This is a genomic window from Flexithrix dorotheae DSM 6795, from assembly GCF_000379765.1.
Lineage (GTDB): Bacteria > Bacteroidota > Bacteroidia > Cytophagales > Flammeovirgaceae > Flexithrix > Flexithrix dorotheae.
Map to the genome: position 1 here is coordinate 429,245 of NZ_KB903465.1, position 21,225 is coordinate 450,469.

A 21,225-nucleotide genomic window follows, 5' to 3' on the forward strand; every position below is an offset into this window, starting at 1 on the left:
TAACCTCCCAAGCACATCAATGGATTAGTGTGCTTTTTTATTTCCTCTTCCCAATCCACAATCATCTTTTTCTGGCAACTGATTTTTCAGTTTTAGTAATTTTAAATTTGACATTAATTCCAAAAGGATAACTTTAAGGAAGATTTAATAACATTTCAAATTTATCTAATTAAATAAAAATTATGCGCCAATTTTATCTATTAATGATTATCACATTTTTTGCAGCTTGTGCACCAGAAAAACCTGAGAATCCGGCACCGCCAAATATTTTGTGGATTTCCTGTGAAGACATTAGTCCCGCCTGGGGTTGTTATGGAGACCAGCAAGCCACCACGCCAAACATCGATCTTTTGGCCGACAAAGGATTTGTATTCACGCAGGCCTTTTCCAATGCACCTATCTGCTCCCCTGCCCGATCTACTTTGATTACTGGCATGTATGCGAAGTCTTTGGGCACTCAAAATTTAAGGTCAGACATACCAATTCCAGCTGATTTAAAAATTTTGCCAGAGGTGCTGAAAGCTAATGGATATTATACGACCAACAATGCCAAAACCGATTATAATTTCAGCCATGAAGGTCGATGGGATGACAGCAGCAACAAGGCCCACTGGAGAAATAAGCCTGAAGGAAAACCCTTTTTCAGTGTTTTCAATTTCGGGATTACCCATGAAGGCCATGCCAATACCGACAAAAAAGAGGACACCGAAACCCTGCCTAAAAAACATGATCCGGCCAATATGAAACTGCCACCTTACTTCCCGGAAACCGAAGAATTTAAAAACATCATGGCTCATCAGTATGATTTAATTACTGTTTTTGATCAGGAGGTGGGCAAGCTGGTCGATCAACTTAAGGCAGACGGACTTTACGATAACACCATCATTTTTGTGTTTTCAGACCATGGCTACGGGCTTCCCCGATATAAAAGATGGCTTTATGACACTGGCTTAAAAGTACCCTTTGTATTGCATGTACCCGAAAAATATAAGGACAAAGCGGCCAATCTTACCCAAAGTAAAGTGGATAAAATGGTGGGATTTGTAGATTTTGCACCTACAGTGCTAAACCTGGCCAATGTTGCCGCTCCACAGAGGATGGAAGGGCAAAATTTTCTGGGCAAAGATGCCCCGGAAAAACCTTATATTTTTGGCTATAGAGATCGCGCAGACGATGTTTATGATATGAGCAGGTCAATTTTTGACGGACGATATTTGTATGTCAGAAATTATATGCCTCAAAAACCTTATATTCAGAATGCCATCATTTTCAATAAAGGGAAGCGATCTTATGAAGAATTATTCAGGGTAAAAGAGGCTGGGAATCTCCCACCTGAAGCACAGGACATGTTTGCGCCCAAACCAGTAGAAGAACTTTACGATTTGCAAAATGATCCGAATGAACTCAATAACATTGTTGATGAGCCTCAGCTGGCAGAAAAAGTAAAATCATTGAAAGCCAGGCTCCACCAGCATATAATTGAAACCAAAGATACCGGACTGATGAATGAAGGAGATATGATGGTGAGGGCAGGCAACCAGTCTGTTTATGAAATGACACATGATGCTGCCTTATTCAACCCTGAGAAAATCCTTAAGGCAGCCGAATTGGTGGGAAAAGTAACGGATATCAATCAGTTAGCCACTTATTTTGAAGATGAAGATGCAGCGGTAAGGTTTTGGGCCATGCAAGCCCTAGATGCTTTTGAAGGAGATATTTCCAGTCAAAAACCAGCATTAAAGAAATTACTGGAAGACCCTTCCGTACCTAACCGGGCATTGGCGGCCGAATTACTCCTTAATAAATATAATGATGAAAGCGGGCTGGAGGTACTCAAAGAAGCATTAACCGAGAAGAATGAGCCCGTACTTTTACAGGTAGCGATCAATGTGAGAAATATTGGAGAAAAAGCTAAACCGCTTGTTCCTTTCATTAAAGAAAATATTTATCCCGAAATTTCGGGAGAGGTTTGGGGCAGGTACAAATCATGGCTTTACCCTATGTTCATAGGCATGGCTCTTGATCAAACCTTAGCCAATTGTGGAGAAGAAGTGGTGATTGAGAATTGATGTAAATTTTTATCTAAACATGGCACAGGGTCTCCCTTGTGCCTTTTTCATAAAGGAAATGTGAATTAATTACCTTAATTTATTGGCAATTTTAAGTCCTTCGCTCTCCATTCTGTTTTTTCCTCCATCATTGTTGTAAATTCCTTTAGTCCTACCAAATGCTGGTGTATAGTCAACTTTTTATCCACTCCAATTAATTTTAAATATCCGGAAATAGGATTGAACTTAATTTGACTAATTTCTGACCATTTTATTTGCCTTATCGTACCTTTCCAGTTCTGAACAGAAATGCTTGTTTCGTTAAATTTTAATTTATGGTTTCGGTAATATAACAAACATGGTGTCCCCGCAACTCCACCTATTAGAAAGACTACCAAACTAATAATATACATCCCCTTGTCCTGATAAAAAATACCGGCAATCACAAAAATGGAAGTCATCCCAATAAAGAACAACCCTAAAACTAAATAAAGTTTATTCATCCTTAATTCTATTTCACCCCCCACCGTTTTTTCAATTTTTTGATTTGTGCCCTTATTCATATAATTCATTGCAAGGCTAACTCCCACACCAATGAGGCTATATAATACCAACTTTTCCCAGTTCATTTCTTCTTGATTTTCTCTTTTTTATCTTATTGATTAAAACGGTTTTAATTAAATTTCAATTGCTCCTGAATTAATAAACTATACCTTATTAATGCCACCTTACTTTCCGTAATTTAATCCCAACTAACCAAATTGAAACAAAACTTTTTAGTATGCTTTTAGCAAAAAAATTAAGTTTATGAAAAAATTCTGAACTAAGCTGGTCCAAAATGTATTTTAGGAATTTAAAGGCAATCATATAGCAATGAAAATAATCTCTACGAATATAGGCAAACCAACCACTTTTATCTGGAATGGAAAAGAGGAGGTAACTGGTATTTATAAAAAACCAACCGGCAAGCCAATCTATCTCACTAAAAATGATGTGGTAGATGATACGGTTTCTGATCGTCTGCATCATGGGGGTTATTACAAAGCCTGTTATGTGTTTGCTTCAGAACAATATCCTTACTGGAAAGCTTTATATCCCGATCTCGATTGGAGTTGGGGCATGTTTGGGGAAAACCTGACACTTTCCGGTTTTGATGAAACTGAAGTTTATGTCGGGGATATTTACAAGATTGGGAATGCATTAGTTCAGGTTTCCCAGTACCGGGAACCCTGTTACAAATTCAGCCATAAATTTGGCACCCCTAAAGTGCTCAAACAATTTATAGAGCATAGTCGTGGAGGAACTTACCTCAGTATTCTGGAAGAAGGTGAAGTAAATGTGGATGATGAATTTACACTAATGGAACGACCGGAAGAAAGTTTAACTGTAGCACAATTATTTCGATTAGTTCATGCGAAGGAAAAAGATCAGGAGCACTTAAAAATTGCTGCAAAATGTCTGTTTATCCCAGCTAAAAAACGGAAATTGTTTAGTTCTTTTGTTCAATAAAAATTCTAGCCAATCTTAAAATGATTTTCAGTGGCTCGCTGAATTTTGGAACTATAAAGATGACAGTGTGACGCTGTCAAAATTATCTGGTCCAAGTGGACACTTGAATCAGATATAGCAAGGCATTCCACTTTACAAAATCAAATAGCGATAAATTAAAAAGCCATTGCAACGCTTAAGGCTACAATGGCTTTAAATATTAATTTTTTTAGTATGGTAATTATTTAACGGTAATCTGATTTACCCCTTCTTTTAAGGATTGACTTATACCCTTGTATTCCCATTCTCCACTTAATCCCTTTGGCAGAGAAATTTCAGCTTTGAGCACGCCTTTTTTCACGGTGTAATTCACTGCAATTTCGCCTTTTGGATGTGGCATAGTAGCCTGAATATTTGTCAAATCACCAAGATGAGGCTTAATTTTCACATGCTGAAAACCAATATCCGCTGGCTGGATGCCACAAGTCAGGCTCATTAAGTAATAGGCAGGATGCGCACTCCAGGCATGGCAGTCACTTCGGTCGTGAGAAGCAAACCCTGTTTCTCCGCAGGTAGTATGACCTCTGTCAATATAAGTGTACCAGAAGTCCAGATTTTCCAGGAATAAATCTTCCTTGCCAGTTTTTTGCAAGGCTTTAAAAAGAAAGAAAGAGAAATAAGAACTTGCCATTTCCGTAAATTCAGGATAAGTCAGAATTTTATCCATCAATTCTCCTTGTTGAGCTGGGGTAATTACATCACACAAAATAGCCATTAAATTCGTATGTTGAGAAAAAATATCACTTCCCGGATAATCGGCAAAAAGGCCTTTTTCCATGTTCCACGCCTGATTAAAGACTGCCGCTTTTATGCTTTTGGCTTCCGCTTCCCATTTTTTAGCCTCCTCATTCAAACCGATCTGATTAAATAACCGGACAGTACAATCCAAACTGTGCACATAGTACAAAGTCAATAAAATAGAATTGGTCATTTCCCCATTTTCGTCCTTCCTGGGAATGCTTCCTTTGGTAATACTCCAGTCAATGAAGTTCTGATTTTTAACCGTACCTAAAATTCCCTTTGATTCATCCAGATGACGGTGGTAAAAGCCCAAAACTTTTTCAATATTATCCTTAAACTGACTCACATATTCGGCATCTCCACGGATGAAATAATAATCGTGCAAACTTTGTATCCAGGCCAAGGACCAGGACCCCATATCAAAATCAAACCTGGAAGGATAAGCAGATTTAAACAATCCGGTTTCTCGGTTTTCAGATTGCGGATATAATCGCATAACCTCTCTAAAAAGCCTGTCATCAGTAGAATTGTATGTGGAAATGGCTCCAATTGGCCGATTATCTCCACCATAACTCAATTGTTCATAAAATGGGGTATCGTAATAAGTCTCTCCAGAGCACATTCTGAAAGTTTGAAGGCTCATTTCAAAAATTTCATTGAGCCTGGCATTGTTACTATTAAAGGTGGACATTTTTGGATAGGGATAACCTGAATATTCACTTTCCAGAGCTAAAACTTCAAGCGGTTGATCCCCGGTCTCCACATTCATTTGCACATACCTGAACGCTCTTTTCCAAAGCGGGCGAAACATTCTTTTTCCATTGCCATCTGGGTGAAAAACATCCCAAACACCAAACATGGTTTTTCCTTCCACAGAATCCCTGTGGGCCTTTAAATTTACTTTTTCATAGAGCGCCTCGGCATATTTCAATTGAATAGCGCTTCCTTTTCCTCCACTTACTGTCAGTTCCGGATAGCCCATGGTAAATAGCTCGTAGTCAAATATGATGGAGGCTTTTGTATTGGCAGGAATGGTAATTTGAGTATTGCCATTTAGAAAATTATTGGGAAAATCAATACCGGTTACTTTTCTGATTTTCGCAGGTTTTTCCCGATGATCATCCATGAAAGCAATGTTTCTGGGCACCAGTTTCCAGGGATAGTTTCCACCTAAATCCAGCTTTTCTGCATTTTTCCAGTTTTTATCGTCAAAGGACAATTCTTCCCAACCCCAGGGGTATTTTTCACCAAAAACCTCATCACCAGGACCACAGGCATAAAATCCGTAAAACCATCGCTCCTTAAAAAGCATCTCATAATAAGATACTGGCTGGTAGGCCTCATTTTTCAATACTTTCCATGTTTCATTGGTATCCAGTTGTTTAAATTTTTCATCTTCACTCCTTAGAAAAAAGGCAGTTTGTACCGAAAGCAATGCGAGCGGTTTATCTTTTCCCGCATTATGCACTACAGTTGCCAGGATATTTTCTCCCTGTTTTAGAAAAGGAGCTATGTCAATAATGTCATATTTGTAGGTTTTTAAATCTCCTTTGGCCGGTCCGTAACAAACCCTTTTCCCATTTACAAAAAGGTTGTATCGGTTATCTGCCGAAATGTGAATCACCAGTGTTTCAGGGACTTGCTCAAGGCTCAGTTTCTTTCGGAAATGATAAACTCCGTATTCGGTTACATTTGCTGAAGGATAAGATATCCATGGCGCTTCATCTTTGTTTTGGCAAAAACCGGACAGGGAAAGAAATTGGAAAATGAATAAGCATAAAGTTAGTTTTTTCATATCGCACATTTATCAAAAATAAAATTTATGAAGAAGTTGTTAAAGCTTCCAATTTATACAGTTTAACCACAAAAACTATCTTGTTCCATAGGGTAAATTAGTCTAAAAAATCACTTTTTAAGGACAGAATAATAATTAGGCATGTTAAAATTTTATTTAATAGGAATTTTGCCACTTCCCATATTATTTATTTTATTTGAATCACTCATCTACACTTAACTTAAAACTAACCAACAACTTTTCACCTGGCCTGACTTAAGGGAATAACTTTCTCCCTTTCCTTCATAAACTTTCATGGGCAAATCCTTCCAGACTTTTTTATTCACAATTAATTTAAAAATTAACCATGCTTACATTTAATCGAGGATTAATCATCTTTTTTCTGTTTTTCTTAATTTCCAATTGCCAGCAGCAACAAATGGAAGATACCACTTCTGTGGAAAGTGGTAAAAATGAGGGTGTTTTAGCCAAAAATGGAATGGTAGTCACTGCACATCCACTTGCTTCTCAGGTAGGATTAGCCATTTTAAAAAAAGGAGGAAACGCTTTTGATGCCGCTATTGCGGTACAATATGCCCTGGCCGTAGTTTTACCTAAAGCTGGTAATATTGGAGGTGGTGGATTCATGGTCTACCGAACCAAAGATGGAGAAAATGGTGCATTGGATTTTAGGGAAAAAGCACCACTTAAAGGAGACAGAGATATGTACCTTGATAAAAAAGGGGAACCCATAAAAAATTTAAGTCTGAAAGGGCATCTGGCTGCAGGCGTTCCAGGTACGGTTGCCGGAATGGATGCGGCATTTCAAAAATTTGCATCACTTCCATTCAGCGAAATTATCCAACCATCAATAGATCTGGCCCAGAACGGTTTTGAACTTACCGAATATGAAGCTGACTTATTGAATAGATTCCAGGAAGATTTTAAAGCGATCAATTTACATACACCCTACCTGGTAAGAGAGGAAGAATATCAGGAAGGAGATTCCATCTATCATACAGATTTGGCCAAAACCCTGGAGAGAATTCGGGACAATGGAAAAGACGGGTTTTACAAGGGAGAGACAGCTGATTTGATTGTGAAGGAAATGAAAGCAGGCAAGGGGATTATTTCCCTGGAAGACCTTGCCAGCTATGAAGCCAAATGGAGAAAGCCAATCATTGTCAACTATAGAGGACATAAAGTGATTTCCATGCCCCCATCTTCAAGTGGCGGATTGGTATTAGGACAATTACTGAAAGGAAGTGAATATTTCGATTTTCCTTCTTTTGGAGTAAATACCACTAAAAGCATTCATGTAATGACTGAATTACAAAGAAGGGCTTATGCGGACAGAGCAGAACATATGGGTGATATGGATTTTTATGAGGTACCTATTGATATGTTATTGGAAGATAGTTATATCAAAAACAGAATTTCAGATATTACCATGGATTCTGCAACTTCTTCTCAGGTGATTAAGTCAGGGAAGGTAAATACAATAGAAAGTTTTCAGACTACACATTTTTCTATTGTGGATAAAGAAGGAAATGCAGTGGCTATTACCACTACCTTAAACAGCTATTTCGGATGTAAAGTCATGGTAGATGGAGCTGGTTTTTTCCTTAATAATGAAATGGATGATTTTAGCATAAAACCAGGAGTACCCAACCAGTTTGGCCTTGTGGGTGCTGAGGCCAATGCCATTGCTCCGGGAAAAAGAATGCTTAGTGCAATGACCCCTACCATTATTGAAAAAGAAGGAAAATTGTTCATGGTAGTAGGTACTCCCGGAGGTTCCACCATTATCACCAATGTTTATCAGGTCATTCTCAATGTAATTGATCATGGATTAACCATGCAGGAAGCTGTGGACGCAAAAAAAATGCATTCCCAATGGTTGCCAGACAGAATTATTGCTGAAAAAGGTTGCCTGGATAGTTTGACTATTGACGCTCTACAACACCTTGGACACGAAATAAAAGAAATAAATACCATAGGCCGGATTGAGGCCATTTTGGTAAAAGAAGATGGGACTTATGAAGGAGCCGCTGACAAAACAAGATCAGGAGATGCCATGGCTTTGGGATATTAAATAATACCCTGTATATTTGCATCATATTGGAAATATAGCTATGCCCAATATGATGCATTTTTTACTAGTCTCAATACAAAAATTCCAACCGAAAAACTGATGAAAATGAAATAATTACCACTAATTATGGTAATTAATCAACTCACTTCTAAACTGACCTAACTTTAACTACTAAGAAGTGACAATTGTCGGTTTCACAAACTTTTTTTACTGCAGGATTATTGGTTCAATTTTAGATATTGGCCTGATAATCAAATATAAATTTGCTACTTAACTACCCTCATAAAACTAAATACCTAAAATCTAATTAAGGTATTCAATACTCGTTCTACCAAACAATATTTTTTAATAACAACCTGATAAATAACATTATAATAAAACCCAAAATTAGGGCAGATTAAAGTATAGATTTTTCTAAAATATTTTAATAGGGCCTTATTTAGTTTATGAGCGAAGACTTTTATTTAAGGAAGTACGAGGAGTTAAAGCAAAAAGAAAATCATTTTAGAATACTAAATAATTTTGCCACCTCTCTTTTATATCAATCTACAGTTGAAGAAATATTATGGGATGTAACAAAGAACGCAATTGCAAAACTCGGTTTTGAAGATTGTGTGGTATACCTGTTAGACGAAAATGACGAGTACCTGGTACAGGGGGCGGCCCATGGAAGTAAAAATCCATCAGAAAAAGAAATCAAGGATCCTATAAAAATTAAATTGGGAGAAGGAATTGTAGGGCATGTGGGCAAGTCAGGCATACCTGAAATTATTAATGACACCTCAAAAGATCCGCGTTATATTATCGATTATGCCGTCAGACATTCCGAAATTGCAGTTCCAATTATTGCTCAAAATAAAGTAATAGGAGTAATTGATTCTGAGCACCCTGAAAAAAACTTCTATACTGAGGAACACCTGGACTTGCTCATTACCATTGCTTCCATGACATCCACAAAGCTCTCCAAAGCGAATGCACTCATGGAGTTGGAAAGACAAAACGAAAAATTAAAAAAGATAAATGCAGAATTAGATCGATTTGTGTATTCTGCTTCCCACGATTTAAGAGCACCTTTATGTTCTGCTTTGGGCCTCATCCAGGTAGCTATGGATGAAAAGGACATCAGTAATATTAAGGGCTATCTCAGCTTACAGGAAAGCTCGCTCAAAAAGCTGGATAATTTGATTAAGGATATCGCCAATTATTCAAGGAATGAAAAAGACAGGCTTAAACAAGAAGCCGTGAATTTTGAAAGTATAATTTGTTCTGCCATACATTACGTAAAGTCCATACCCTGCTATAATGTTTTCGAAATTCAGCCGGTTATCAAGCTTCAACTTTCATCACCATTTTTTTCGGATGAAGAAAGGATAAGTCTTATCCTTCAGCATCTTTTAAAAAATGCCATTCAATTTCAGGATCCCCAAAAGCCGGAAAAGCATGTAGAAGTTAAAGTTACTCAAAAGGATGAAGCTGTAGAATTATCAGTAACGGATAATGGGTATGGGATTTCCCCAGAACATTTAAACAGGATTTTTGATATGTTTTATATAGGCACTGACCGGGCTTCAGGATCTGGATTGGGGCTTTATCTGGTTAAAGAGGCCGTTGAAAAAATTAAAGGAAAAATTGAGGTAAAAACCGAATTTGGACAAGGAACAACTTTTACAGTCCACATTCCCAATACTTTAAATCAAGCGCACTAAAACAGGATTTTTTGAAATCTTTACTGCGAGGTGTTTATCAGCAATATTGTTGATAAACACCTGCCTGCAGGGTAAGTGATAGCAATTTAACAAATGATCATCATCCACAGTCCTCCTTGCTAATTAAGTATTAATTTGCCCTCCATGCGAGTAGTGAACCTTTTCAGTTCAAAAATATTCTACCTCCCGCCTCAGTACAAAATCGCTTAACCTGCAAAATTTTATTTTCCGTTCATCATCACTCACTACTTTAAATCTGATACTGAGTATAAATTCTATTACTTCAGGTTTTAGTGTTTTCACGAATAAAATACCAGAAATTCAATCAATTTAAAATGCTTCTCTGTGTAGGTTTAATCCCATTTCATTAATCCCTACTTTTGCATGGCATTTTTATATGTGACCTTTGCGCATTACAGATATTTCATTTGGCCGAAGTTATCCACTTTGGCAAAAAATGTTTATAATTAATCTCCTTTGATTCAAAAACCTTAATATTTAATATAAATTGATATGAAATTGAAACTAAATAAGAAGACCTGGTTTACTTTAGGTGGAGCTGCCCTGTTCCTTATTTTTTTTCTGTCATGGAAAGTCGATTCTCCTAAAATTGAAAACATATTGGTAAAGCCAGAGAAAGGAGATTTTGAAATTGTAATTAATAGTACCGGGGAATTAGAAGCTAAAAACTCTACTCCAATTAATGGCCCCGGGATGTTACGCTCTGCTCGAATATATTCCGTTAAGATTGAGGATATTGTGGATGAAGGCACCATTGTGAAAAAGGGAGATTATGTGGCTACTCTGGATAGAACTGAAATTGCCGAAAGAATCAGAAATGAAGAACTGAACGTAGAAGAAAGCCTAAACAGATACGAACAGGTACAGCTGGATACTGCGCTGGAATTGAGAGAGGCCAGGGATGTGGTGGCTAAAGCTAAATTGAATGTAGAAAGAAAAGAAATCGCCCTGAAAAAATCTGCTTTTGAACCCCCTGCGGCTATTGAAGAAGCGGAGTTAGCAGTTAAAGAAGCCCAAATGGATTATCTTCAAGCCGTGGATAATTATGAACTCAAATTTCAGCGGGCCCAAACACAGGTAAAAAGAAGACTTCTGGATTTGGTAGATGATCAAAAAGATGCTGAATTGTTACACAAATTAAGTGATGAATTCTCAATTATTGCACCTCAAAACGGAATGGTTATCTACATCAGGCATAGAGGAGTAAAAATGGGAAAAGGGTCAAGTATGAGTACTTATAATTTAAGTGTTGCTAACCTGCCAGACTTGTCCAAAATGAATTCAAAAACTTATATTAATGAGATTGATATCAATAAAATAAGTGTAGGACAAAAAGTAAAAATTGGTATCGATGCCTTTCCTGAAAAGCGATTATCCGGAAAAGTAGTAAACATTGCCAATATTGGGGAATCTCTGCCTAATTCTGATGCCAAAGTTTTTGAGGTTATCATTGAATTAACCGAAGAAGATACTACTTTACGACCTGGAATGACCACCAGTAATGAAATAATTGCCGATAAAATACCCAATGTTGTATATCTTCCACTGGAATGTTTGCACAATTTAGACGATTCTATTAATTATGTTTTCAAAAAAACGCTAGGAGGTATCGTAAAACAAGAAGTAGTTGCGGGAAAAACAAATAGTAATGAAGTAATCATTACAAAAGGGGTAAGTGAAGAAGATGAAATTTTGCTTTCCACACCAGCGTATGAGGAAGATTATAAATTAAAGAAATTAGATTAATCGAAATTTATGTTGGGTAAATTATCCAGATGTTTCATTACTTCCATATTATTTTTTCTCACTACAGCTCATTTTTCTTTTTCGCAGAATGATCATGGGATGATCTACGGACAAGTCAAATTGAAAAATGGGGATAGTTATAAGGGCCAACTGCGTTTTGAGGATGATGTAGCCATTTGGGCAGATATGTTTGAAGGAGTCAAATCGGAAGGCACACTTCCAGAAAACCTTTCTTTGGAGGATATCAAACCTCGCGCCTCATCAGATAATGATGATTCCTTTCAATTTGGCTTTATGAACCTTTGGGAAAATCGCGGGAAAGATTTAAATCCCTCTTTCAAATGTTATTTTGGTTATTTGGAAAGGATAAAGCCCCTTGGAGATAATCTGGCCCATATTAAACTTAAAAACGGGCAATGGTTAAAAGTGAAAAAGAATGCTGAAAGTATTTTTGGGAAGAACCGGAAAATCTTGGTTTATACCATAAATGGAAGAAAAGAATTTGGTTGGGGGGAAATAAAAGAAATACAACTGATGCCTACGCCTTCAGGGTTTAAAAATTATTTAGGAGCCCCGATTTATGCTGAGGTGTTTACCACTAATGGTTTTTTTGAAGGATATCTTGCCTGGGACAATGAGGAAAGGCTGGGAACAGATGAAATCAATGGAAAATGGGGCAATAAATCCAGTGGACACAAACTTAAAGATATAGAATCGATAAAGGCCGTGGAAAATGGCTCAGAAATTACCCTCAGGTCAGGACAAAAAATGAAACTCACCGACCATGCAGATGTAACTGATAAAAATGCCGGTATTTACCTGTATAACCTAACTTACGGCACAATTAAAGTAAGATGGAAACAGTTTATCTCAATGCAAATTACCAAGCCAGCACACCCCCTTCCTTCCTACTACGATTTTAAAATGCCAAAGCATCTTTATGGATGGATCGAAACCAAAGACAACAGCCAATATAAAGGAAGAATTTTATACGATCTTGATGAAAAGTTTGATGTGGAAATGGTAGATGGAAGGGAAAATGAATTAGACTTCTTCATTCCTTTTAATTTTATCACCTCCATTGAACCCCAAAATCATAATTATTCATTAGTGAGATTGAATAATAATGTAAAAAAACTATTGGGTATTCATGACGATATCACACATAATAACCATGGAATACTTATCTGGAATGATGATGAGGAAAATCAGGTACTTTTTGTTCCTTTTAAATTAATTAAAAAGATATCCTTTAAATAATTTGCGGTTTTAAATATTTACGGTTTTGCTCCCAAGTTCCATTTATTTATTGCTTTCTTATTTTGCCGAAAACGATATGTATCAGGCTGAACCAGAGTATGATACACCCTGGTGGGACTTTGGTATTGATACCATTTACCTAATTGCGGGGCTTTGGATAATTTGTATTATTCTGTTGTTATGGCTGGGCAATTACCTGATTTACAATTTCCTCAACAAAAAATTACCCTGGATTGAGTCACCCGGAAAAAGGTTTTATGTCCAGCTTTTCAGTAGCGCCATTTATTCCCTGCTTTGTATCAATGCTACTTATTACGTTTTTAAAGTATATTTCACCGAGGTTCCTCCCGATTCTTACCAGTATATCCTATTGAATATTTATGGAATTATTTTCACCTTACCTGTAATTTCCATTCACTTTGGAATTTTTTTTATGACCAAATGGAAAAAAGTGGTGATTGAAAACGAATCTTTGGAAAAGGAAAATATAAAAACTGAACTTACTGCCATTAAAAACCATATTGATCCACATTTCCTTTTTAATAATCTCAATATTTTATCCTCTTTAATTGAGCCGCATAATGAAGCCGCTCTCGATTTTTTAGATAATTTTTCAGAAGTTTACAGGTATGTTCTAAAAAACAAAGACACAGAGCTGGTAGATTTGGGGACAGAGCTGGAATTTATGAGCGCCTACCTTTTTATCATGAAAAAAAGGTTTGACAAACAAATGAGGATTGAGATAAACGTAGAAAACAGATATAAATCTCGCCTCATTCCTCCCCTGGCCCTGCAGTTGCTTATTGAGAATTGCCTGAAACACAATAAAATTTCCTATGAAAATCCATTGGAAATCAGCATATTTATAGAAGGAAAATCCTTTTTAGTGGTCAAAAATAGTCTTCAACTAAAAGACAGAAAAAAATATTACACTTCAGGAAGTGGTTTGGCTAATTTGGAAAAACGTTATCAGTTATTGAGTGATCAGAAAATGCTGGTGGAAAAAACTGAAAACGAATTTATTGTAAAAGTACCATTGTTAACATTAGATTAAAATGAAAATTGTAATTGTAGAAGATGAAGCTCTTGCAGCTCAGAAGTTGGAACAAATGATAAAACGGTATGATGAAAGCCTTGAAATTCTCACTAAACTAAGTTCAGTAGAGTCTGCCGTAAAGTGGTTTAAGGAAAATGAAAATCCTGATTTGGTATTTTTGGATATTCATCTTTCCGATGGAATTTCGTTTGATATTTTCAATCAGGTGAAATTAAGATGTCCTGTAGTGTTCACCACTGCATATGATGAATATGCACTCAAAGCTTTTCAATTACAAAGTATTGATTACCTGCTAAAACCCATTCGATATAATAAATTTGAGGAAGCCATGGGCAAACTCAAAGAATATACAACTTCCATGAGGCAACTGGAAGATACCGACAAACTTGACAAACTCATCAACCTTCTGGGAAGAAAAGGACAGGAATACAAATCAAGATTTCTGGTAAAAGCAGGGAGTAAAATTAAAACCATAAAAATTGAAGAAATCGCCTATTTTATTTCCGAAGACAAGGTGGTATTTATCATTACTCATGACAAAAAGAAGTACTCGGTAAATCACTCTTTAGACACCCTGGAAGAAATGCTCGATCCTAAAATTTTCTTTAGGGTTAACAGGCAGTTTATCATCCATATCGATTCCCCACAAAACATTTATCCATATTTTAAGGGCCGCCTGAAACTAGACCTGAACCCACCTTCAGATACTGAAATTGTAATCAGCAGTAATAAAGCTCCTTTGTTTAAAGAATGGCTTGACCAATAAAAATTTTATAAACTAAAATAATTTGCCGGTTTGTTTGCCTTATTCTTTTTCTTGTGTTAAAATGTGACTTTATTTTTCACCATGGTTACTCAGGGTAGCCATTTAGAAATGGGTTATATAAATCAAGAGGTTCATCAATGAATTTTTTAGTTAAAATTATCCTCATATTAGTTTTTGGGTCCTTATTTCAACTATTTTTCCCTTGGTGGACCATCGCCCTTGTAAGTGGAATTGTCATTTTTGTGAATGGAGGGAAAGGATTTAATAGTTTTCTTACCGGATTTATTGGGGTAGGAATGCTATGGTTTGGTTATGCCTTTATTATCGATCAGGAAACCGGAGCAATTCTTACCGAAAAGGTATCCAAAATATTCTTTTTACCCCATCCATTTTTGCTCATTCTGGTCACAGGACTTATTGGAGGAATTGTAGGCGGATTTAGCGCACTAACAGGCAGTTTTCTGAGAGAGATTGTACTTAAGAATCACTAATTCCTTGTTTTCTAGTCACCAATCAGTCATCAGAAATACAATTTTTTCAAAAAAAAGAGAGTTAACAAACCTTCCCTGTTTTTGGATTGATATAACAGGCATCTCCGGAAATTTCCCTCATCTGTGTCATTTCAATTTCTAATAAATCCAAATACTCAAAAATACTTTCCCTGGTAGAATACGATTTACCACCCTCGGTAATGGAGGGTCGTATAATTCCGGTTTCCCCTTGTTCTTCGGGAATCCGCGCAAACCTGATACACAAATTTTTCAATTTATTTTCTATTATATCAGATGTTTTAGAACTGTTTTTTACATATACACAAATCATTATTCTAATTTTTAACAATTTTCAAGCAGGACAAAATTTTAATAATCTCAAACAAAAAGCATAATCCCACCTAAATAATTATTCTTTTAATCTCACTTTTTCCAAATCAAAAGGAAAACCTTTTAATTATTAAATAATACGAGTCCTTTTTTTTGGGAAAAACAACTAATAAAAATATTGTGAAAACACTATTTAGCTTTTCAAACAGTTAATATTCTAAAGAAATATAACAAACTAATACTTGCTTTCAAACATTCAACAAATAGCTATGAATAATTTGTACCAAAATCAAAATATTGACTGGCAAAAATATTCCCATAAAAGGCAAAATAATCTACTAACTAAATTCTTGAAAATTTCTTTAGTATTCCTTTTTGGGGTGACTATGTTTTCGTCATGTACGCCTCCGCCTACTTACTCCAATAGTCAAAGTCAGTCCAAAGTTTATAATCGGAAATTATTTTCTGTAGATGTAAAAAGGGCACATGCCAGAAAATACAATACCATGGATATGCACGCAGGCTGCCCGGACAGAGGAAAGAGAAATCAAAAATATTAGATAATAAAATCATAAAAAAACTCCTGATAACCTCAGGAGTTTTTTTTATCCTTTCAATTATGAAAATTATTGATTTTCAATTTTTACCGCTTCATCGAATAAGGAAATAGCTTTTTCCATAACATCATCCTCCTTATTATAAACAATATAAAATCCCTTTTCCCCCCATATTCTTCTGGCAACTAATGATTTTATTGTTGTTTCAATATATTTTTTCGACTTGAGAAAATCTTTTTCCACATATTCCACACCTGAAGCTTTAGCAAATTTTATAAAATCACCCATTACCTCCTTATTGATATACATTTCCTTTTTAAAGTTCTCCAGCCCTATTTTTTCTAATTCCTCCTGTTTTTCATTAGCATATTCATAAGCAAATTCCACTATTGCATCATTTCTATTCAAATCTGAAAGATAATCACTGGAATAGCTTGTGTCTAATGGGACAAAAAAATCGGGCATAATTCCTCCTCCGCCATAAACAGTCCTTCCTTTTAAAGTGGAATACTTAAGAGACTCATCAAAATGAATACTATCTGCACTAAAATATTCCCCCTTCTGAAATCGGTTGCTTAGGTCATAGTTATAATTTTCCTGTCCTTCTTCATAAGATTTCTGTATTGATCTGCCACTTGGGGTATAATATCTGGATATAGTTAATCTCAATTCAGAATGGTCGTCAAATTCAATTTGCCTTTGGACCAGCCCTTTACCAAAAGACCTTCTTCCAACTATTAGCGCTCTGTCATTATCCTGAAGGGCACCAGAAACAATCTCTGAAGCGGAAGCACTGTTTTCGTTGATGAGCACGATAAGCGGACCTTTTTCAAATTTCCCTGCCTTCCCAGCCTTTTCATACTCATTATATTGTTTCACTTTACCTTTTGTGTAAACTATTAGTTTTTCGTTATCCAAAAGCTCATCAGTTATAGAAATTGCCGTGTGCATATAACCTCCTCCATTATTTCTCAGATCGAGAATAAGCCTTTCCATCCCCTGATTTATGAGTGAGGTCAAACCTTCATCAAATTCTTCATAAGTTTTACTGCCAAAAGCACTTATTTTGATATAGCCGGTTTTTTCATCAATTAAATAGCTTACCTCCACCGATTTTGTGGGAATCTTATCCCGCCTGATTGAAAAATGCAGGATATCCTCTGATTTCTTTCGTTTTACGCCCACTTCCACATTCGTTCCTCTTTCCCCTCTTAATTTACTTACAACATCATTTTGTGAAATTCCAATTCCTGCTACATTCTCTCCATCTACCTCTACCAACTTATCTCCAGGTTGAATTCCGGCAATTTCAGAAGGCCCTTCCGGAATGGTTGATACCACATAAATCGTATCTTTAATAATTCTGAACTCAATACCAACACCTTCAAAGTTGCCTTGCAAGTGAGAATTGGCAATTTCCTGATCTTTAGCGGGAATATAAGAAGTATGCGGATCCAGCTTGGTAAGCATCTGCTCAATAGCATATTCTGTCAATTCATCCATATCAACTGTATCCACATAATATTTGTCAATATAATTGAGTAGGTCTTTTAATTTTTTGCTATTCTTAGAACCAATTCCAATAACTGGTCGGCCATTGTCAAACATGGTAGCACCAATAAATATCCCTAAACAAAGTGATAAGGATAATAATATGGGCAATCTGATCAGGTATTTCGAATTCCTTTTTCTTTCCTCTTCCATTGTAATTATTTCTTCTCTTTGTTCAATTTTTTGTAAATGTGAATCCTTTTTCGTCTCTTCTTTCCACAAAATCCACCTCAAGGTCAAATAAATACATCATGTGTCTTTTATCTATTAATATCTTGATGCCTTCAAATTCAAAACTTTCATCCTTCTCTCCAGGTTTATCAAATCCTAAAAAATATCCGGCAGCACCACATCCCCCTCCTTTTATGCCTATTCTCAGGTAATACCCAACAGGAATTTTTTTATGCTCAATTATATTCTTGACTTCTGTGAAGGCTTGTTTAGTAATGATTAATGGTAATGTTTTCAATTTTTGTCTCTTTTTGTCACTAAACGTTTTTAATTGTTACTCAACTCATTTGCCAAAATTAAATTACTTCCCCTCTCCCTTTTCAAATGAGCCTACCAATTTTTCAAATTAAATCCAATTTAAAAATATCTTCATGCTTAAAAATAAAGCCGCTAATTTAAAAGTAGCATCCTTCAGGAGTAAAAACTCAAATTACAACTTCAAAGTTAATCAAAACAGGAATATGATTTTGCTACAAACTTATATCCATTTTAAATTCAATCAGGCAATTCCCGACTTCAAAGGTTTTTCCACTACTAACTTTTGAGGAAATGTAAAAAATTCTTTGCTTCCTACAGCGTAATTTCGTATATTCAATCCCTTCATTTAAAAACGTGCAAATACCAATAAACTAACAATCAAAATTGATTTTGTAATGTTCGATTTTGTTCCTCAAAAACACTAATAAACCATGGCCGTAAAAGTTCCTAGCACCGAAAAACAAAGAAAGTTTGATATTAACGAACAAAAAATTCCCGCTGATAATTCTTATCCCAAGGAATACGAGCCTATTATCACCTTAGGGGTAATGATGCTGGCTGTATTTATCATTAGTTTTTTTCTAATTCAGACAGGATTTTTTGGATAATTTCCAGTCATACCCACCTATAAAATTTCAATTAAATAAACCACCGATTTCAAAGCAAAAAAAAAGCTTCAGGGTGCGCCCTGAAGCTTTTTTTTTGCACTGAACTAAAATCATTCACCGGATTTGAAACTTTGGGCCGTATACACCTTTAACTCCCCAAACTCAACAATTTCCATCCCTTCAGGCCTTAGCTCAATCCCAGGCAACAATGCACTATTGTTTAGCAAAAACACATTCTCCTTTAATTCTTCATAACTAAAAGCTCCTAATTTAACTGTTTCACCAGCCGCATTGTATTCTGCTGGTAAAATTAGGGTTATAGCCTTAATTTCTGTTGATTTTATCTCATGGAATTGATCAAAAACAAATTCATTCCTTAATTCAAGAGAAAATACATCGGGAAAATGCTGGTCGTTGGCAGTGCCTTCAAGATTCCCGTCATTTTCATTTTCTTGAAGGAAAAAACTTTCATCATAATTTATCCAGGATACACTATTTTCACCTGAGTATTTCGTCTTAAAATGCTGAATATCTTCCAGGGTTTTAGCTACTGCTTTTAAAAAAGTTTCTGACGTGTTTTTTTCTTCCAATCCATCACTTTTAAAAACCTGAATTTTTCCGGCTTTTACAGCAACCAGAATTTTTTCTATAATTTCCAAATCCTGGAAGTAAAACAGGTTCTTTTGGGCATAACGAAAATCAGCTTTATACCCAGAAGAATTAATGTCTTTATTTGAGGCAAAAACTGAGGAGGTTGATTGAGAAAAAAGCTGACTGGTGCAAAAAAGAGTAGTGCTTAAAAAGAATATAATTTTTAACATGGTTTTCATATGTATTTATTCTAGTGATTAATCTATAGAACCGGGATTCCAACATTTATACCCGGTAAATCGATTTTAACAGTTGTTTACAATATCTTTGTTTTGATGTTCTCAGAAGGCAAAAACCTTACTCAAAACATACTTCCAATTTATTTTACCTGAAAAAATTCAGCTTTATAACTACACTGCAAGTGAAAAAAAAGGTTTTCATTTTAATGATTTTTCTCCTTGGATACACAGGGTCCATTTATGCCCAGCAAGCTCAAAAAAAATTCTTGCTGGACTTCTCAGTTTCTATTGGCTCTGGCTGGTGGACCTACTACAAAGGAATAGACGAAAATGGAATTGACCGTGGGTGGGACAGAGCTGACACCTCACCCATTGCTGCAGGTGAAATTGGCTTTCTGGCAAGGTTTGGAAAAGTAAAGCCTGGTGTGTTCATTGGTATAGCAACTTACTTTCAAGATGAAATGGATGCCTCAGATTTAACTCAACTCAATTGGGACCAATACCCCATTGGAGATAAATTTGTTAACTTCCTTAAGTTTGGCGGACAACTAGAAATTGATATTCTTGAAAAAAAATCCTTTACATTAAGTCCAAATCTGAAGGCTGGCTCATTTTATATAGATACAGTGCATCCAGAAAAGGAGAATTTTGGAAGCAAATACTTTTTTGAAATTGGAATAAAGGCCGAAAAAGAATTTTCCAAATTCAGTTTATATATTCTTCCCAGAGGGAGTTTTATGACTATTCAACCGCAAATGGAAAATGCCAAAGGAGAACTTCATAAAATATATGGGTATGGTGTAAATATAGGTGCAAGGTTAAACCTATAGAATGATGAGCTGTTAAAATTCAAAATCCACTCTAAAGATATCGTTCCAACTACCTTTGTAAAGGGGCAATTTGCTGTTTTTCTCCACAGATTTTAAAAAATCGAGTCTCGGGATCATGGTTGCTCCCAAACTTTCAAGATGTCGCGTGTAAACCTGACAATCAATAAATTCAAAACCATGTTCCTCCAGGTTTTTAGCCAGATGAATGAAGCCTACTTTTGAGGTATTACTAACTTTGGCAAACATTGACTCTCCGAAAAAACATTTCCCGAAACAACCACCGTACAATCCCCCTACCAATTCCTGATCCCTCCATACTTCCACAGAATGAATAAACCCTATTTTATGTAATTCATAATAAGAATCAATAATTTCTTCCGAAATCCATGTTCCATTCTGCCCGGGCCGGTACATCTCCTGACAACCTTTTATAACCCCGAGAAAATCCTTATCGAAAGTAACTTGATACTTGCCCGATCTCAAAATTTGTCTCATGCTTTTGGAAACCTTTACTTTTTCCGGAAACAAAACAAACCTCGGATTAGGTGACCACCACAAGATTGGCTCATTCGGGTTGAACCAGGGAAAAATCCCCATTTCGTAGGCTGTTAATAACCGTTCTGGAGATAAATCTCCTCCAATAGCCAGCAGTCCCGAACTATCTGCTAAATAAGCTGGGGGAAAATAATTTTCATTTTTATCAAGTTCGAAAACAGGCATTTATGGCTAAAGCGATTTTATTTAAGATAATACAGTAATAACTTATAAATAGTTTAT

General features: G+C 35.9%; 19 protein-coding genes. 12 read left to right on the forward strand and 7 right to left on the reverse strand.

What is annotated here, in order from left to right:
• Positions 1-182 precede the first annotated feature (182 nt).
• Positions 183-2,069: a sulfatase-like hydrolase/transferase gene (locus tag A3EM_RS0128735; RefSeq protein ID WP_245576564.1), complete on the forward strand. Its 1,887-nt coding sequence runs from the start codon at positions 183-185 to the stop codon at positions 2,067-2,069.
• Between the two features lie 74 nt (positions 2,070-2,143).
• On the opposite strand, the gene A3EM_RS0128740 is transcribed toward A3EM_RS0128735, so the two are convergent.
• Complete coding sequence (locus A3EM_RS0128740) at positions 2,144-2,677, reverse strand: hypothetical protein (protein ID WP_020531712.1); 534 nt, start codon at positions 2,675-2,677, stop codon at positions 2,144-2,146.
• A gap of 244 nt (positions 2,678-2,921) precedes the next feature.
• Here A3EM_RS0128740 and A3EM_RS0128750 point away from each other — a divergent pair, with 244 nt between their 5' ends.
• Positions 2,922-3,557: an MOSC domain-containing protein gene (locus A3EM_RS0128750; protein ID WP_020531714.1), complete on the forward strand. Its 636-nt coding sequence runs from the start codon at positions 2,922-2,924 to the stop codon at positions 3,555-3,557.
• A 220-nt stretch (positions 3,558-3,777) separates the two neighbouring features.
• Here the strand turns inward: A3EM_RS0128750 and A3EM_RS0128755 are convergent, their stop codons facing one another.
• A complete protein-coding gene (locus A3EM_RS0128755) occupies positions 3,778-6,132 on the reverse strand; it encodes a family 78 glycoside hydrolase catalytic domain (RefSeq protein WP_020531715.1) in 2,355 nt (784 codons plus the stop codon).
• 346 nt (positions 6,133-6,478) lie between these two features.
• On the opposite strand from A3EM_RS0128755, the gene ggt reads away from it, so the two are divergent.
• The 7 genes from ggt to A3EM_RS0128795 all read left to right on the forward strand — a co-directional run bounded on the left by ggt (position 6,479) and on the right by A3EM_RS0128795 (position 15,253).
• A complete protein-coding gene (gene ggt, locus A3EM_RS0128765; RefSeq protein ID WP_020531717.1) occupies positions 6,479-8,206 on the forward strand; it encodes a gamma-glutamyltransferase in 1,728 nt (575 codons plus the stop codon).
• A gap of 446 nt (positions 8,207-8,652) precedes the next feature.
• Positions 8,653-9,912 (forward strand): GAF domain-containing sensor histidine kinase, encoded by a 1,260-nt coding sequence (locus A3EM_RS46380; RefSeq protein ID WP_020531718.1) that lies wholly within the window; start codon positions 8,653-8,655, stop codon positions 9,910-9,912.
• A gap of 513 nt (positions 9,913-10,425) precedes the next feature.
• On the forward strand, positions 10,426-11,679 hold the full coding sequence (locus A3EM_RS0128775; RefSeq protein ID WP_020531719.1) for an efflux RND transporter periplasmic adaptor subunit: 1,254 nt from the start codon (positions 10,426-10,428) through the stop codon (positions 11,677-11,679).
• Between the two features lie 9 nt (positions 11,680-11,688).
• On the forward strand, positions 11,689-12,939 hold the full coding sequence (locus A3EM_RS0128780; RefSeq protein ID WP_020531720.1) for a hypothetical protein: 1,251 nt from the start codon (positions 11,689-11,691) through the stop codon (positions 12,937-12,939).
• A gap of 25 nt (positions 12,940-12,964) precedes the next feature.
• A complete protein-coding gene (locus A3EM_RS0128785) occupies positions 12,965-13,993 on the forward strand; it encodes a sensor histidine kinase (protein WP_020531721.1) in 1,029 nt (342 codons plus the stop codon).
• Between the two features lies 1 nt (position 13,994).
• On the forward strand, positions 13,995-14,762 hold the full coding sequence (locus tag A3EM_RS0128790; protein ID WP_020531722.1) for a LytR/AlgR family response regulator transcription factor: 768 nt from the start codon (positions 13,995-13,997) through the stop codon (positions 14,760-14,762).
• Positions 14,763-14,899: 137 nt separating this feature from the next.
• Complete coding sequence (locus A3EM_RS0128795) at positions 14,900-15,253, forward strand: hypothetical protein (protein ID WP_020531723.1); 354 nt, start codon at positions 14,900-14,902, stop codon at positions 15,251-15,253.
• Between the two features lie 61 nt (positions 15,254-15,314).
• On the opposite strand, the gene A3EM_RS0128800 is transcribed toward A3EM_RS0128795, so the two are convergent.
• Positions 15,315-15,584, reverse strand: coding sequence for a hypothetical protein (locus tag A3EM_RS0128800; RefSeq protein WP_020531724.1), 270 nt, complete (start codon positions 15,582-15,584; stop codon positions 15,315-15,317).
• A 268-nt stretch (positions 15,585-15,852) separates the two neighbouring features.
• Here A3EM_RS0128800 and A3EM_RS0128805 point away from each other — a divergent pair, with 268 nt between their 5' ends.
• Positions 15,853-16,143, forward strand: coding sequence for a hypothetical protein (locus A3EM_RS0128805; protein ID WP_020531725.1), 291 nt, complete (start codon positions 15,853-15,855; stop codon positions 16,141-16,143).
• 66 nt (positions 16,144-16,209) lie between these two features.
• On the opposite strand, the gene A3EM_RS0128810 is transcribed toward A3EM_RS0128805, so the two are convergent.
• Both A3EM_RS0128810 and A3EM_RS0128815 read right to left on the reverse strand, forming a co-directional pair.
• Positions 16,210-17,844: a S41 family peptidase gene (locus A3EM_RS0128810; protein ID WP_044240120.1), complete on the reverse strand. Its 1,635-nt coding sequence runs from the start codon at positions 17,842-17,844 to the stop codon at positions 16,210-16,212.
• A 22-nt stretch (positions 17,845-17,866) separates the two neighbouring features.
• Entirely contained in the window at positions 17,867-18,160 is a 294-nt protein-coding gene (locus tag A3EM_RS0128815; RefSeq protein WP_020531727.1) for a HesB/IscA family protein, read from the reverse strand.
• A gap of 451 nt (positions 18,161-18,611) precedes the next feature.
• Between A3EM_RS0128815 and A3EM_RS47765 the strand changes: the two genes are divergently transcribed.
• Positions 18,612-18,788, forward strand: coding sequence for a hypothetical protein (locus A3EM_RS47765; protein ID WP_020531729.1), 177 nt, complete (start codon positions 18,612-18,614; stop codon positions 18,786-18,788).
• 110 nt (positions 18,789-18,898) lie between these two features.
• Here A3EM_RS47765 and A3EM_RS0128830 read toward each other — a convergent pair whose 3' ends face one another.
• Positions 18,899-19,609: a hypothetical protein gene (locus tag A3EM_RS0128830; RefSeq protein ID WP_169513420.1), complete on the reverse strand. Its 711-nt coding sequence runs from the start codon at positions 19,607-19,609 to the stop codon at positions 18,899-18,901.
• 215 nt (positions 19,610-19,824) lie between these two features.
• On the opposite strand from A3EM_RS0128830, the gene A3EM_RS0128835 reads away from it, so the two are divergent.
• On the forward strand, positions 19,825-20,448 hold the full coding sequence (locus A3EM_RS0128835; protein ID WP_044240003.1) for a hypothetical protein: 624 nt from the start codon (positions 19,825-19,827) through the stop codon (positions 20,446-20,448).
• A 12-nt stretch (positions 20,449-20,460) separates the two neighbouring features.
• Here the strand turns inward: A3EM_RS0128835 and aat are convergent, their stop codons facing one another.
• On the reverse strand, positions 20,461-21,168 hold the full coding sequence (gene aat / locus A3EM_RS0128840; RefSeq protein WP_020531732.1) for a leucyl/phenylalanyl-tRNA--protein transferase: 708 nt from the start codon (positions 21,166-21,168) through the stop codon (positions 20,461-20,463).
• Between the last annotated feature and the right edge of the window lie 57 nt (positions 21,169-21,225).

Excerpts from the sequence above, each read along its gene's own strand:
- aat (WP_020531732.1), bottom strand. The coding sequence starts at position 21,168 with ATGCCTGTTTTCGAACTTGATAAAAATGAAAATTATTTTCCCCCAGCT.
- A3EM_RS47765 (WP_020531729.1), top strand. The coding sequence starts at position 18,612 with ATGGCCGTAAAAGTTCCTAGCACCGAAAAACAAAGAAAGTTTGATATT.
- A3EM_RS0128795 (WP_020531723.1), top strand. The coding sequence starts at position 14,900 with ATGAATTTTTTAGTTAAAATTATCCTCATATTAGTTTTTGGGTCCTTA.
- A3EM_RS0128790 (WP_020531722.1), top strand. The coding sequence starts at position 13,995 with ATGAAAATTGTAATTGTAGAAGATGAAGCTCTTGCAGCTCAGAAGTTG.
- A3EM_RS0128805 (WP_020531725.1), top strand. The coding sequence starts at position 15,853 with ATGAATAATTTGTACCAAAATCAAAATATTGACTGGCAAAAATATTCC.
- A3EM_RS0128735 (WP_245576564.1), top strand. The coding sequence starts at position 183 with ATGCGCCAATTTTATCTATTAATGATTATCACATTTTTTGCAGCTTGT.
- A3EM_RS0128740 (WP_020531712.1), bottom strand. The coding sequence starts at position 2,677 with ATGAACTGGGAAAAGTTGGTATTATATAGCCTCATTGGTGTGGGAGTT.
- A3EM_RS0128830 (WP_169513420.1), bottom strand. The coding sequence starts at position 19,609 with ATGTTAAAAATTATATTCTTTTTAAGCACTACTCTTTTTTGCACCAGT.
- A3EM_RS0128755 (WP_020531715.1), bottom strand. The coding sequence starts at position 6,132 with ATGAAAAAACTAACTTTATGCTTATTCATTTTCCAATTTCTTTCCCTG.
- A3EM_RS0128750 (WP_020531714.1), top strand. The coding sequence starts at position 2,922 with ATGAAAATAATCTCTACGAATATAGGCAAACCAACCACTTTTATCTGG.
- A3EM_RS0128780 (WP_020531720.1), top strand. The coding sequence starts at position 11,689 with ATGTTGGGTAAATTATCCAGATGTTTCATTACTTCCATATTATTTTTT.
- A3EM_RS0128835 (WP_044240003.1), top strand. The coding sequence starts at position 19,825 with ATGATTTTTCTCCTTGGATACACAGGGTCCATTTATGCCCAGCAAGCT.
- A3EM_RS0128775 (WP_020531719.1), top strand. The coding sequence starts at position 10,426 with ATGAAATTGAAACTAAATAAGAAGACCTGGTTTACTTTAGGTGGAGCT.
- A3EM_RS0128800 (WP_020531724.1), bottom strand. The coding sequence starts at position 15,584 with ATGATTTGTGTATATGTAAAAAACAGTTCTAAAACATCTGATATAATA.
- ggt (WP_020531717.1), top strand. The coding sequence starts at position 6,479 with ATGCTTACATTTAATCGAGGATTAATCATCTTTTTTCTGTTTTTCTTA.
- A3EM_RS0128810 (WP_044240120.1), bottom strand. The coding sequence starts at position 17,844 with ATGGAAGAGGAAAGAAAAAGGAATTCGAAATACCTGATCAGATTGCCC.
- A3EM_RS46380 (WP_020531718.1), top strand. The coding sequence starts at position 8,653 with ATGAGCGAAGACTTTTATTTAAGGAAGTACGAGGAGTTAAAGCAAAAA.